The following is a 12446-nucleotide window of genomic DNA, read 5'->3' on the forward strand; positions in this document are numbered from 1 at the left end:
CAAGCGGCAGGATCGATTAGACTACAGGTCCCAGACCTTTTGCACGATCCCATCGGGCGTTCGGTAGGTGCGAAAACCCATTGCTTCATAATAGTTCAAACCCGACGGATTGTCCGCGCCGATGTAGGCGTCGATCTTATCTAGACCTGCTTGGCGGGCGGCTTTCGTAGTCGCTAAAAACAAGAGCTTTCCAACACCCTGCCGATGCACCCTTGGGCTGATATGGGTTCCAATGATGCCCCATCCTTCCGGCGTGTCATACGGGTTGCCGGCAGTAGCCTTCTTTAAAGACTGAAATCCGGCAATGCGCCCCGATTTATCAACGGCGACGGTACAGCGTATGCTTGTCGGATCAGCAATATAGCGGCCGATGACAAATTCAGCGTCGCTCGGCCGCTGGTGGCCGGTATGTTCGATGATTTCCCGAAGCACCTGCGCCATTCCCTCAGCATCATCTGTCAAAGCTGCTCGCGTTTCCATTACTGTCGCCTCACGCGAGATTTGCCGATCTGGCGCGGACGATGCAGCGGCTCTCGTCCGACTGCAAGCGAGCGGTCCAGACCTTCTCGGAATCAATCCCTTTTGTGAAAGGGCGGCGGCGTCAGGGACGTCCGCTAACGCCGTTTGACTTCCCAATAGCGGACGGTCCGCTTTCCTTCCCCACAGCGGACATTGACCATTCTCCATCTACCCGGCAGCTTGCCGAGATGACCGCCGTATCGTGCTCATCATTTTGCTGGCGCTAATTGTCGGTATGGCGGCTGGCTGGGCAGGTCGGGGGTTAGTTGCGAACGATCGTTGCCTAGATGCCCAAAGCGGCCGGTCCGCTTTCCTTCCCCTTCACGACATCCATGACGGCCGATCATGCGCCAAGGGCATTCAGCGCGGAGATGAACGAATGTCTGAAGTTGGGGAGCGGGGGAGGGGGCGCGAATGTCCGGGTTTGGGTCGATCCCGCCTGCCGCGTCCGACTATCAGGTGCTACAGGCCATAGAGTGCTGGTGGCCGTCGAACGACGTAACCGAACGGCTCGCCGATACCGTCTGAGGTCTTACGTTAATGGAGTAACTACCGCCTTCATTCGGCTGGCAAGTTCGCGTTCGACTTCGCGAGCCATTATGACAAGAAGGGACTGATCAAAGTCCCCCGCCAGCGGCTCACTGTCCGCAACGCATATCGCGCCAAGCGCCAGTCCCGCGGGATCAGTAATAGGCGCGCCAGCATAGAAGCGGACGAATGGATCATTTATAACACTGTCGAACTCTTCGAAACGCGGATCGCTGCGCGCATCGGGGATGACCAGCATCTGCCCGCCCTGCCGAACCGTGACGGCGCAGAAGGCCGTGTTTCGCGGGGTTTCGGTGACACCCAGTCCACGTTCCGCCAACAAAGTTTGCATGCGTTTGTCGATGATTGAGATCGCCGCATACTGCGTCCGATAGTAATCGCGAACGACGTCCACAATGCGCTCAAGCTCCTCGCTGCCGCGCATTGCTAACGCTCCGCTCTGATCTACGGCAAGCTGTCGCTTCTTCTCATTAGAAAAAACGTCCAACCATGAACCGACGTGTGCCCCGTACACATCCATCTCCACACATTACCGTCGCACAGATATAGAATGGTTTCATAAAGCACGTGCAAGGAAATTATCATGTACTAGAAACGTAAATGCATAACTATAGCGTAATTACAGGGTAGAGCTAACGCCAAACATGCTTTATAGACGGTTGTTATTGGCCATATTGGTTATTTAGCGATATGTTAACTGACGGTCCCGTCATAGTTGGTACGACGAGACCTTTATAAGGTTGTCGTCGGGATCACGCACATAGACCGAACATATCGGCCCCCGCGCGCCCTTTTTGATGCCGGGGCCGGTTTCGATCGCAATGCCGAGGTTGCGGAAGTGGCCAGCGACTTCGGCGGGGGGCGTATCGGTCAGGAAGCAAAGATCATCGCTGCCGAGGTCGGCGTACGCGCGGTAAACCACGCCTCCTGCGAGGCGGATATCGGGCGAAGGTTGATCTTGTTGGGGCCAAATATCATGCTCATGCGAATTGGACCGTCATCCGAGGATGAAACATGCCGCTCCATGTCGAGCGCCTTCTCGTACCACTCCGCTGAAGCATCCACGTCGCGCACGTTGAACACGACGTGATCGATCGCCTTCACTTTCATCGACTGCCCTCTCGGTCGCTGCGTCGGGGTGAAGCGGTTGATGTACGATCCGACCTCTGGGTGGTGGTCTTCATCATGTCCGCCACCTTCAATGCCAACGCCTGCATGGTGAACGGCTTCGTCAACAGCTCCATGCCAGGTTCGAGATGACCATTACCGACCGCGGCATTCTCTGCGTATCCTGTGATGAAGAGCACTTTCAGCCCCGGTCGCAGGGTCCGTGCCGCGTCGGCGACCTGTCGTCCGTTCATACCGTTCGGCAAGCCGACATCGGTAATCAGCAGCTCTATCTTGGCACCGGACTGAAGAACCTTGATCCCGGACGCGCCGTCCGCGGCACCTATGACCGTGTAACCGATCTCGTCGAGGACCTCGTCGATGAGATGGCGGATGCTTGCTTCATCATCGACGACCAGAATGGTTTCGCCGCTTGCGGATGCCGCTGCCGCCAGAGCCTCTTCCTCTTCGGGAAGTAGGGCCTCCCCCATGTAGCGTGGCAGATAGACACAGATCGTCGTTCCTTCGCCCACCTCTGAGTAGATGCGGACCTGTCCGTTCGACTGACGGGCAAAGCCATAGATCATCGACAGACCAAGGCCGGTTCCCTGGCCGATCGGCTTTGTCGTGTAGAAAGGCTCGAACGCCCTTTCGATCGTCTCGGGTGTCATACCTGTCCCCGTGTCGGTCACGCAGATCGAGAGGTACTGGCCAGCGGGAAGGTCCCGCTCGCGCGCAGCATGGTCATCAAGCCATTTGTTGCCAGTTTCGATCGTCAGCCGGCCTCCATCCGGCATCGCATCACGGGCGTTGATGCACAGGTTCAGTATGGCGCTTTCGAGCTGCGTGGCGTCGATCATGGCGGTCCACAAACCAGCGGCTCCGATAACCTCGATGTTGTTTGTAGGGCCGACCGTTCGGCGCAGCAGATCCTCCATACCGACGATCAAACGGTTTACGTCAGTGGCCTTGGGATCGAGCGTCTGACGGCGGGAGAAGGCAAGCAGCCTCTGGGTGAGCGATGCCGCACGTCGGCCGGCCCCTTGCGCCGCGAGGATGAAACGTTCCGCGTCGTCGAGCCTGCCCCGTGCAAGGCGTAGCTGGAGCAATTCCAGATTGCCCATCATACCGGTCAGCAGATTGTTGAAATCGTGCGCCAGCCCACCGGTGAGCTGGCCAACCGCTTCCATTTTTTGTGCTTGCCGAAGCTGGTCCTCGGCGACCGTAAGCGCTTTTGCGGCAGCGCGTTCTTCGGTGGAGTCGCGGCCTACCGCGATAATCTTTTCATCCCCCGGCCCAGCGGCCCAGACGATATCACGATAGCTGCCATTCTTGTGTCGGTAGCGGTTCTCGAACCGGGCATAGGTCTGCCCGCTCGCGATGCCGGAGGCGCCGGTGATCGTGTGATCGAGATCCTCTGGATGAATGAGGGAAAATAGCGAGACACCGATCAACTCGGCTTCCGACCATCCGAGAATACGCGTCCATGCAGGATTTACGGCTTCGATGTCGCCGTCGAAGCTCGCTACCAGCATCAAATCGGACGAAAGCTGCCAGAGCCGGTTTCGATCAGCTGTCCGTTCGGCGACCTGTTGTTCCAGGGTGGCGTTCCACCGCTCAAGATCCTGCCGGGCCTTCTGGCGCTCTGTCTCATCACGAGCGATTTTGATGAAGCCCTGGTCATGGCCCTGAACGTCCGCGATGAGTGGATGCATCGATCCGCTTAGGAAAACAGGATGGCCATTTTTCTTTATATGCCAGCGTTCATCGGTAGCGGAGCCGTCCCGCGCGGCGCCAGCAAGCTCGCGAACATCGGCACCGCTAGCACGATCCTCATCGGTGAAGATCATTGAGATTGATTGTCCAACGGCTTCGTCGCCAGACCAGCCAAGCACGGCAGTCGCACCGGCTGACCAGGAGGTAATGATACCGCCAGTATCAACGGTCACGATCACATGATCCTTGGCGCCTTCGATAACGAGGCGAAGGCGTTCTTCACTTTGGCGTAGGGCAGCATCGCCAAGGACACGATCAGTCGTTTCGTTGGTGAGGATGAAGAGGCCGGCGACCTCGCCCTCTGCATCAAGGATGCGTGAATAGGAGAAGGTAAACCACGTATCCGCGGGCCCTCGGTCGGTCGCGAGCTTCCATGGCAGGTCCGTAAAGCGTTGGCTCTTGCCCTCGAAGGCATCGTCGATGATCGGCTTAGCCTGCGTCCAGGCGTCCGCCCACACATCCCTGAAAGGCGCCCCCATCGACCACGGAAGCCTAGGCCCGAGAAGCGGGAAATAGGTTTCGTTGAAAAAGAAGGTCAGCTCTTCGCGACCCCAGGCCAGAATCATAGATTCTGGTGAGTTGAGCACTGTACTTAGGGTCGACTTCAGAATGTCGGGCCAGCCCTCGGGAGGACCCAGAGGGTGGTTCGACCAGTCGCGATCAACGATGAGACGACTGGCTTCGCCGCCCCCCGCAAGAAACTGCAGCCCTGCTGGGAGGGAGGCGGGGGTACGAAACACGTCAGAAATCATGTCGATCCAGTGGATGGCGCCGGCGCTAGCAGGTCAAACCTACAGGCTGTGCCTACGATCCGGCAAGTCGGCGAAAAGCTTTAGGCAAACCCCTACTGCTGAGCAGGCCGATGCTACTGCGTATGGAGACGCCAGATTGGGACGCCGCAGGCGTCCCTGATCAATATGGTACCCCGATTGCCTTGGCCTGGGAACGCGATCCAAACCAGACGGTTACGATTAGATGCACCGACTAATCTATATCAGCAAATCGTTGATCGGGACCGATCGTAGCGATCTTGACGCGATTGTGAAAACCTCAGCCGTTCGCAACGCCTGCGCCGGCATCACCGGGGTGTTGTGGTTCGACAAGAATAACTTCGCACAAGTTCTCGAGGGTGATCGAGCAGCAATTATCGAAACTATGGACCGGATTAACGCCGATGAGCGCCACACGGATATCGAGATCATTTGCGACCGCGAAATAAAGCAGCCAATGTTCGGGAACTGGTCGATGACGCTTCCACGCGAAACCCCGGAGGGCATCGAGGCCACAGCTTTTCTGATCGGCTTTGCACAGAACGAACAAAGCGCCTCAGCAAGGAAGCTGTACGAGATCGCCATCGTCGCCGACGATCTTGGGTGATCAGCGATCGGTACCGCGCCTCTGAAAACAAGTTCTTAGTGCCGTGTGCCTTCCTGATTGTTCATCCCGACCGGGACGCAGGTTCCGCAGGAAAACTTGGTTTCGGACTACAGCACAGGCCGAACTCGATTGACGCATTGTCCAAGGCGCTGCGGGAGGTTTGATGCCTAGGATCGTGACGTGTTCTCGGCCCACCAGACGTCCGCGCGGCGACTGAAACAGGTCCCTTCCACGACCTTAAGACTTCGCTCGTCAGCGCCGGAAGGTCAGCCTGACCGACAAGCCGCTGTCATCCCAGTCGTAGGCAATGATCCCGCGACGGGCGCGCACGATCCGTTCCATCAATCGCAAGCCCTGTCCGCCGGTCCGATCACGCGCTAGGACCGGCTGGTTAGAACGCTCGACCCATAGGATCGTCAAGCTTTCGAGCTCTTCAACTGCGCTCACATGCACATTCCCGCCATGATGCAAGGCGCCGTGCTTGGCGCTGTTTACCGCCAGTTCGCCTATTACCAACGCAATGGCGTTCGCTTGGCCCTGGTCGACGATGGATGAGGAAAGCCGCTCGATCGTCACAGGACACGCCGGTTGATCGAATGGCGTCACAAGTGCGGGTATGAGGCGATCCAACTCCAGCGGCACCTCATCAGAAACAAATAGCGCCTGCGCGGTACTGAGCGCACCCATTCGCTCGGCCATCTCGTGCGCGAAGGCTTCGTTGTCCGCATTGCCCTTGGCGAACCCGATCAACAGGCTGCCGATCATGGAATAGGTATTCTTCAACCGATGTTTCATCTCAGCTGCCGCGATCTCGAGTGCCTCGCGCGCGGTCTCCGTCTCGGTGATATCGCGAGACACAGAGAGGTAGCCGGCGTGGTCGCCGGCATTGTCCGTCACCGGTGAGACAGTTACGTCCCACCACCTGGGCGATCCCTTTGCGGTCGGGCAAAATGCCCTGAACCGTACGGTTTGCCCGGTCGCTGCCTGCGGATACGATCCGATTATCGCCTGTCGCGCTTCGTCCGGCCACAGATCTGCCCATGGCTGACCTTCGACGGCGCAAAAATCGTCGATCTCCATCGCGCAAATGCCGTTGCCGTTCATGTACCGGATGTTGCCGTCGAGACCGATCAGCTTCACGCAATCCACGCTCTGATCGAGGACCGATGCGAGCGCGACGGACGAAAGACCGCTGACAGCGTGTGGCGCGACAATGAGTGCTTCGTTTTTCAAACCATGAACCCGACAAGAGCCCCGTGTGGTCAAGCTGACCGCCGCATCCGTCCATCTCGGCGAACGACTTCTTCTAACGTAATCCGATAGTTCGCGCCAATGCCTTGCCAAAACTGGTGAGCCGTCCCCGCTCTACCTGTGGTCCGTCGGCGATCCAGCGTCCCGCCTCGCCAATTGCTCTTGCACCAGTTTAACGAGCTGATCCGTCGCATACGGCTTGGGCAAAAACTTACCGGAATCTGGAACTTCGGCCGAGTCCAAGCGAACCCCACCAGAGGTGACGATGATCTCGATGTGCGGCCAGCGCTTTGTCACCTCCTCTGCCAGATCAAGTCCGTCGAGATCACCCGGCATGTTGATGTCGGTAAAAATCAGGGCGATCTCCGACGAACGCTCCAGTATCTCCAACGCCTCGCGTGCGTCACCGGCTTCGATGATGGAGAACCCCCGGTCCTCCAGAGCATCAGCGGCGATCATCCGGATGAACATCTCGTCTTCGACGATGAGAAGCGGTTGCTGCGGGGTGTCGGTCATTGAGGTCTAACGCATCAGCGCGATAACCGCTTATCGCGCCTTAAATTTCTTTGATATTCGGCGACTTCGCTTCGCCACGTCGGTAACCTGTCACTAGCGATCGTTTAAGCTATAACGATTTCAATTGCCCATGCTTTCTGGGAAAGGCGGCATATGTTCAAAGTCGCCTATCGCCACCCACCTTTTTAAAAGCGGAAGGTCCGCTCTCCGATCCCATCACGACATTTGCGAGCGGATAGCTGGGCGTCAAAATCGATCATTCGCGAAGATGAACCAGCGTCCGAATTTAGGAAGCGAGGGAAGGGGCGTAAGCGTCCGGATGTGGGTCTGACGGAAGCCGTAGGGCAGGGCGTGTTCGCCCACTTGCGATCATTCCGATTGAACCGATAAGTTAGTGAAATGACATTGCATCCTGATGTTGCTCGGCTTGCTGAAACACTCGAGGCAATGACGACATTGCTGAAGCTGCACGGTGACAACAGATGGGCCGAGCAAGTCGAGCGATGTAGATCTAGTATCGCACAATCCGACTATCACGGGGTCGACTGATTTTTTTGTCTTTACGGTGGAATGGGATCGCTAAACGACGTGATTCTGCAATCCGGTGGAGTTACCCCGGCAGAAGACAACGAGCGGTTTGACGCGCTTCGAACTGATGCTTGGAAACAGGCGAATGCACTGGCGCGATAGGCAGTTCGCGGTAACGGCCGCTAACCTCTCCATCACGACCTTCGCGAGCGGATAGCCAGCCTTCAAAATCGGTCATTCGCAAAGATGAACCAGCGTCCGAAGTTGGGAAGCGAGGGAAGTGGCGTGAGCGTCAGACTATGGGTCGGACCGGCAGCATGGGCAGGTACTCCTGCCCCGTAGCTGACGTTCTTGGCTAAGCTCCCTCCAGCGGCTCGAGCCTCCATTTGGCAGCAAGCATCGACTGCAAAAGGTCAACGTAGCTCCAACCCTTGCCGCGGGCGGCGATCGCTGAGAGACAATCCTGATCTTCGCGCCCCGGGCGGCCTGGCCCCGTCATGTTGGGTTTCATGTTGAGGTCGAACAATTTGAACAGACCATGACGATCGGCGCGGCAATCGATCCGGATCGCGGTGCGGGCGTCGACCAGCGCGGCCGCCGAGACGCAACTGTCGATCATCGCTACGATGGAGGGATCGAGCAGCCGCTCGGGAGCGATTGCGATGCTGTTGGCGGTGACGGGAACGTCGCCGTTATACGGAGCTACACCGCTGCGCTGATCGAAGCGGTACACGGGCGGCAACGCCCAGTGCGTCGGTGCCCGCGAACCGTCTGGGCGCGGGGACGCGGGCGGCATGAGGGTGACGGTCATCTCGTCACCGCCGAGAAACTCCTCCACCATCAGCATGTCGCCGAAGGTTGCGGCTGCGATCAACGTCGTCGCGGCATCGCGCAGGGCACCGAGGCTTTCTACCAGGGTGACGCCTTGGCTGCCACGTCCGCGCACCGGTTTGACGATCATCGGAAAGGACATGCCGCGCAAAGCACCCGCGTCCTCGACATCGGCCAGCGCGCAGACGTTCTCCTTCGCCGTGCCGGACAGCAGAAACGACCGCGCTACCGGCAGGCCAGCCTCGGCCAGGAGTTGGTTGGTCTCGAACTTGTCGTCGAACGCCTGCATCGCCGCGGGAAGCTGCCCGACGATCTCGAAATCGGCCATTGCCGTCTCGAGCGGATGTCCTTCGAACAGGACCGTGTTCGCCCACAGGACCGTAGCGCCGGCTGCGCCTGCGCCACGGATGCCCTCGGCCGTGTCCGGGAATACCCAGTCGAGTGCCTTGGAAGGGTCTGGCAAGGCGGTCGGAGTGACCACATTCACGCCTGCTGTCCGCAATGCGAAAGCGATGTCGGCGCCGCCATCTGAATATCCGCCCGGCTTCGCATCCTTTCGCAGTCCGGCGATCAACGGTGGCGGAAGCGCTTGATAGAGAAGGGCGACAGGCGCTGTTTTCATAAATAATCTCCTGCGCACCGCGCCTTAGCCGGGCGCGGCGCGCGCATGAAAGGGGCATAGATTGCGGTAATGCGGCAGTGATACCTCATGCATCGGCTTGACCCTGACCGTCGCGCCATTTGCGCTGGGGTACCCTGATGGATCGGACCGGCTAACACCCGGCAATCCGCTCGACGATGGTCTTGATCGCATCGCGCTCGAGGGGGGCGCGATCGATCGAATTGTGGATGCCGATGCCCTCGATCAGCGCGTCAAGCGCGCGCGCCGTTAGCGGGTCGAAGAAGCGGCCCAGGGCGCCTCGGCTGCTGTCCATCCAATTTTGCATGACCGCGCTGACCGGTGGGTGCCGGGCCGCGAAGGCGTAGAGTTCGTAGCTCAACAACAACGTGCGCGGTTCCGCCCAGACCTGGTTCGCGATGATGTCGATGACTGCCGTACACGCCTCTGCGCGGTCCGTTGCGGCCTCTAGGCGCGCGCGGAAGGCAGTGGAGGAGTCCGCCGCCAGTTGCAGGAAGGCCGCCTTGAGCAAGTCCTCCAGGGTCGCGAAATAATAGGTCACGGAGCCGAGCGGCACCTGCGCCGCCTCGGCGATGCGACGATGGGTCGTTGCCGCGGTTCCGTGATCGGCAATGACCGCCAGAGTCGCATCGATGATGCGCTGTCGCCGTGCCGGATCGTTGCGCCGGGACTGTTGGGTCATCGCCTCTTTACCTCGATCTTGACATGTGTACATATGTACACAACATCGAAGGTAATTGGAAGGCAGCGGCTATGACGGACGATCGGGTGAGCAGGCGGGCGGTGATCGGTGGTGCTGCGGCGCTTGCGATCGCGGGAAATGCCGGCGCCGCGACCGCGCAGCGCCCGGCTATCTCGGCGCTTGGGCGCCGTGACGGTCGCTGGCTGAATGCGCCCAAGGCCTGGAAGGCCGCACCCGGCGGAGACCTGACGCTCGTCACCGACAAGGGCAGCGATTTCTGGCGCGAGACGCATTACGGCTTCACCCGGGACAGCGGTCATTTCCTCGGCTTCACCGCGCCTGCCGCGTTTACCGCCCAACTGCGCATTCGCGGCCAGTATCAGAAACTCTACGATCAGGCCGGCATAATGGTGCGGGTCGACGAACGACGCTGGGTCAAGGCGGGGATCGAATTGTCCGACGGGCGCGCCATGCTGAGCAGCGTGCTGACCGATGGAAAGTCCGATTGGGCAACCGGCCCCTACGAGCATGACGCGCAGGATTTCTGGATGCGCGCGACCGTCGCCAAGGGCGTCCTGCGTTTGCAGGTCTCGGCGGACGGCAAGACCTGGCCGCTGGTCAGGCTCGCGCCTTTTCCGATCGCGTCCTCCTATCAGGTCGGGCCGATGGCCTGCACGCCCGAACGCGCCGGACTGGAAGTACTGTTCTCCGACCTCAGCATCACCGCGCCGCTCGGTAAGGACCTTCACGACTTGAGTTGATCATGATGACCCAGAAGGAACGGATGCTGGCGGGCGAGCTCTACATCGCCGACGACCCGGAACTCGTCGAGGATGCGGCGCGCGCCGCTGCGTGGTGCGATCGCTACAACCGCGCCGCGACCGCCACCGCGCAGGAGCGCCATGCACTTTTGGTAGAAGGTCTCGGGCACGCCGGATGCGGTGCGACGATCCGGCCGCCCTTCCACTGCGACTATGGCTTCAACATCGATCTGGGCGAGGGCGCGTTCCTCAATTTCGGATGCACGGTACTCGATGTCGTGTCAGTGCGGATCGGTGCGGGCACGCAAGTCGGTCCGGGTGTGCAAATTCTAACGGCCGATCATCCGCGCGATCCGGTCCAGCGTGACCGGATGCTTGAGTTCGGTCGGCCGGTCATCATCGGACGCAATGTCTGGATAGGCGGTGGTGCGCTGATCCTGCCCGGCATCACCGTCGGCGACAATGCGATCGTCGGCGCAGGCAGTGTCGTGACGCGCGATGTTCGCGCTGGTGCGACCGTGGCGGGAAATCCTGCTCGCCTGCTGAGATAGTGGCAGATCACTCAAATACGCCGGACTTCGGATGGACATGAATGAATGTCCGAAGTTCGGAAGGTCGAAAGCGGCCGCGAACGTCCGCAACTGGGTCAGGCCGGAAGAGGGGCACGCATGGCAGCTTGCGACCAGATCAGGACGTTCGCCGATCACAGCGTGAACGGCCGCATTTGTTCGAACCGGTCATTTGCTTGCCATCGAGGAGTTCGACAGCTGTGCGCCCGTTTTTGGTCGTTCGGGGTTCGTCAAAGCTTTCACGAAACGGACGTTGGTTCAGAGAAGAAGTCACCACGATCGGATGCTGGAGATCTGCTTGCAGCAAGCCACCGCCTCATCCGACGGGTGGAATGCGCTATCGAATACGGAACAACATCAGCATGCAGATTCTGGTCGATTTGGAACATTGGGAGGGGTCTCCGGTGGTGCGCATGGCTGGCCGCGACTATGCGCGCAAGCCCGCCGCCGCGTTTCGCGACGAGGCGGCAGGGCTCACCGATCGCCAAGCGGTCTTTTATCGCAACCTTATCTCGATCGCCTCGGCACTAAAAAGCGGCGACATTCCGGTCGACTTCGAGACTCGCGACGGGACCCGCTGCTATCTCGACCGCGGCTGCATCAAGATCGCCGAGCATGCTGGCTTCATTTCGGCCCTTGCCGATGACGCAAACGGCACGGTTTCGACGATCCGGCTCGCTTGGGCCGTTGGGGGCTGATACGCAGGCGGAGGGGAAGAGGCGAAATGGCATTCGAAACCGAGCAACATGGACGGTTTGAGATCAAGTCTGGCCCGCTCGGCGGGACCTGGGCGGCGAATGCCTTTTGCCGCAAACTCCTCGTCGCTAAGGCTGTCGGCGCTTCGCGCGAAGACGCGATCGCGGCGGTAAAGGCCAATCTCGACCGCCTTGGTCGCGCTGAGAGTGCTGTACGCGACGAAGAAGGCGCACCGTCCGCGTCGGTGTACGAGGCGGCCTTTGCGCTCCTTATACCCGATATGCCAGACAGCTACATGGCAATGCTGCGCGCGCATCTCGCGGCGACCGATCACTTGATTTCGGCAACCCGCCTCGCCCAAGCCGCAGGCTACACCGGCCATGAGGGCGCCAATCTGCACTACGGCAAGCTCGGCCAGCGAATTGCCGATGAGATCGACTTCGATCCGCCCCGGCGCGAGGATGGCACAAAGATCTGGACCTGCGCGATTGCGCGCGACCCATCGCTCGACACCGACTATCCCGACACCTCGATGCTCGACGCGCTCGCGGGCAACTTCGACGACCTCCATTTCGAGTGGCAGATGCGCCCCCAAGTCGTCACGGCGCTGCGAGCCCTTGGTTTGTAAGGCCGACGATACGGAC

General features: G+C 59.7%; 14 protein-coding genes and 1 pseudogene. 6 read left to right on the plus strand and 9 right to left on the minus strand.

Features of this window, described 5'->3' with window-relative positions; genetic code table 11:
- Positions 1 to 21: 21 nt before the first annotated feature.
- The 5 genes from ASE79_RS19625 to ASE79_RS19640 all read right to left on the minus strand — a co-directional run bounded on the left by ASE79_RS19625 (position 22) and on the right by ASE79_RS19640 (position 4517).
- On the minus strand, positions 22 to 480 hold the full coding sequence (locus tag ASE79_RS19625; RefSeq protein ID WP_056420877.1) for a GNAT family N-acetyltransferase: 459 nt from the start codon (positions 478 to 480) through the stop codon (positions 22 to 24).
- 571 nt (positions 481 to 1051) lie between these two features.
- On the minus strand, positions 1052 to 1588 hold the full coding sequence (locus tag ASE79_RS19630; protein ID WP_056420881.1) for a GAF domain-containing protein: 537 nt from the start codon (positions 1586 to 1588) through the stop codon (positions 1052 to 1054).
- A 189-nt stretch (positions 1589 to 1777) separates the two neighbouring features.
- Positions 1778 to 1990 carry a hypothetical protein gene (locus ASE79_RS21825; protein ID WP_235517088.1) on the minus strand — a complete coding sequence of 71 codons (213 nt, stop codon included), beginning with the start codon at positions 1988 to 1990 and terminating at the stop codon, positions 1778 to 1780.
- Complete coding sequence (locus ASE79_RS21830; protein ID WP_235517089.1) at positions 1939 to 2178, minus strand: VOC family protein; 240 nt, start codon at positions 2176 to 2178, stop codon at positions 1939 to 1941. Before ASE79_RS21830 ends, ASE79_RS21825 begins: the two co-directional genes overlap by 52 nt.
- Entirely contained in the window at positions 2175 to 4517 is a 2343-nt protein-coding gene (locus tag ASE79_RS19640) for a PAS domain S-box protein (RefSeq protein WP_235517090.1), read from the minus strand. The genes ASE79_RS21830 and ASE79_RS19640 overlap by 4 nt, the downstream gene beginning before the upstream one ends.
- 409 nt (positions 4518 to 4926) lie before the next feature.
- Here ASE79_RS19640 and ASE79_RS19645 point away from each other — a divergent pair, with 409 nt between their 5' ends.
- Positions 4927 to 5328 (plus strand): BLUF domain-containing protein, encoded by a 402-nt coding sequence (locus ASE79_RS19645; protein WP_056420887.1) that lies wholly within the window; start codon positions 4927 to 4929, stop codon positions 5326 to 5328.
- A gap of 252 nt (positions 5329 to 5580) precedes the next feature.
- On the opposite strand, the gene ASE79_RS19650 is transcribed toward ASE79_RS19645, so the two are convergent.
- On the minus strand, positions 5581 to 6561 hold the full coding sequence (locus ASE79_RS19650; RefSeq protein ID WP_056420889.1) for a PAS domain-containing protein: 981 nt from the start codon (positions 6559 to 6561) through the stop codon (positions 5581 to 5583).
- 132 nt (positions 6562 to 6693) lie between these two features.
- Complete coding sequence (locus ASE79_RS19655; protein ID WP_056420892.1) at positions 6694 to 7095, minus strand: response regulator; 402 nt, start codon at positions 7093 to 7095, stop codon at positions 6694 to 6696.
- Between the two features lie 558 nt (positions 7096 to 7653).
- Here ASE79_RS19655 and ASE79_RS22090 point away from each other — a divergent pair.
- Positions 7654 to 7785 (plus strand): annotated as a pseudogene (locus ASE79_RS22090) (DUF6966 domain-containing protein); the annotation flags it as partial.
- Positions 7786 to 7978: 193 nt separating this feature from the next.
- Here the strand turns inward: ASE79_RS22090 and ASE79_RS19660 are convergent.
- Together ASE79_RS19660 and ASE79_RS19665 are read right to left on the minus strand one after the other, a co-directional pair.
- Entirely contained in the window at positions 7979 to 9076 is a 1098-nt protein-coding gene (locus ASE79_RS19660) for a biotin carboxylase (protein WP_056420903.1), read from the minus strand.
- A gap of 151 nt (positions 9077 to 9227) precedes the next feature.
- Entirely contained in the window at positions 9228 to 9776 is a 549-nt protein-coding gene (locus ASE79_RS19665; RefSeq protein ID WP_056420904.1) for a TetR/AcrR family transcriptional regulator, read from the minus strand.
- 71 nt (positions 9777 to 9847) lie between these two features.
- On the opposite strand from ASE79_RS19665, the gene ASE79_RS19670 reads away from it, so the two are divergent.
- The 4 genes from ASE79_RS19670 to ASE79_RS19685 all read left to right on the plus strand — a co-directional run bounded on the left by ASE79_RS19670 (position 9848) and on the right by ASE79_RS19685 (position 12430).
- On the plus strand, positions 9848 to 10537 hold the full coding sequence (locus tag ASE79_RS19670) for a DUF1349 domain-containing protein (RefSeq protein ID WP_056420908.1): 690 nt from the start codon (positions 9848 to 9850) through the stop codon (positions 10535 to 10537).
- Positions 10538 to 10539: 2 nt separating this feature from the next.
- Positions 10540 to 11088, plus strand: coding sequence for a sugar O-acetyltransferase (locus tag ASE79_RS19675; protein WP_056420915.1), 549 nt, complete (start codon positions 10540 to 10542; stop codon positions 11086 to 11088).
- Between the two features lie 380 nt (positions 11089 to 11468).
- Entirely contained in the window at positions 11469 to 11804 is a 336-nt protein-coding gene (locus ASE79_RS19680) for a hypothetical protein (RefSeq protein ID WP_107959139.1), read from the plus strand.
- 26 nt (positions 11805 to 11830) lie between these two features.
- The gene (locus tag ASE79_RS19685) at positions 11831 to 12430 is read left to right on the plus strand and encodes a hypothetical protein (protein WP_056420921.1); all 600 of its coding nucleotides are present in this window, start codon (positions 11831 to 11833) and stop codon (positions 12428 to 12430) included.
- Positions 12431 to 12446: the final 16 nt, after the last annotated feature.

The sequence above is a fragment of the Sphingomonas sp. Leaf28 genome, assembly GCF_001421685.1.
Lineage (GTDB): Bacteria > Pseudomonadota > Alphaproteobacteria > Sphingomonadales > Sphingomonadaceae > Sphingomonas > Sphingomonas aurantiaca.

Coding starts and splice junctions, on each gene's coding strand:
- ASE79_RS19685 (WP_056420921.1), top strand. CDS start 11,831: ATGGCATTCGAAACCGAGCAACATGGACGGTTTGAGATCAAGTCTGGC.
- ASE79_RS19660 (WP_056420903.1), bottom strand. CDS start 9,076: ATGAAAACAGCGCCTGTCGCCCTTCTCTATCAAGCGCTTCCGCCACCG.
- ASE79_RS19670 (WP_056420908.1), top strand. CDS start 9,848: ATGACGGACGATCGGGTGAGCAGGCGGGCGGTGATCGGTGGTGCTGCG.
- ASE79_RS21830 (WP_235517089.1), bottom strand. CDS start 2,178: ATGAAAGTGAAGGCGATCGATCACGTCGTGTTCAACGTGCGCGACGTG.
- ASE79_RS19680 (WP_107959139.1), top strand. CDS start 11,469: ATGCAGATTCTGGTCGATTTGGAACATTGGGAGGGGTCTCCGGTGGTG.
- ASE79_RS19655 (WP_056420892.1), bottom strand. CDS start 7,095: ATGACCGACACCCCGCAGCAACCGCTTCTCATCGTCGAAGACGAGATG.
- ASE79_RS19625 (WP_056420877.1), bottom strand. CDS start 480: ATGGAAACGCGAGCAGCTTTGACAGATGATGCTGAGGGAATGGCGCAG.
- ASE79_RS19640 (WP_235517090.1), bottom strand. CDS start 4,517: ATGATTCTGGCCTGGGGTCGCGAAGAGCTGACCTTCTTTTTCAACGAA.
- ASE79_RS19665 (WP_056420904.1), bottom strand. CDS start 9,776: ATGACCCAACAGTCCCGGCGCAACGATCCGGCACGGCGACAGCGCATC.
- ASE79_RS19675 (WP_056420915.1), top strand. CDS start 10,540: ATGATGACCCAGAAGGAACGGATGCTGGCGGGCGAGCTCTACATCGCC.
- ASE79_RS19645 (WP_056420887.1), top strand. CDS start 4,927: ATGCACCGACTAATCTATATCAGCAAATCGTTGATCGGGACCGATCGT.
- ASE79_RS19630 (WP_056420881.1), bottom strand. CDS start 1,588: ATGGATGTGTACGGGGCACACGTCGGTTCATGGTTGGACGTTTTTTCT.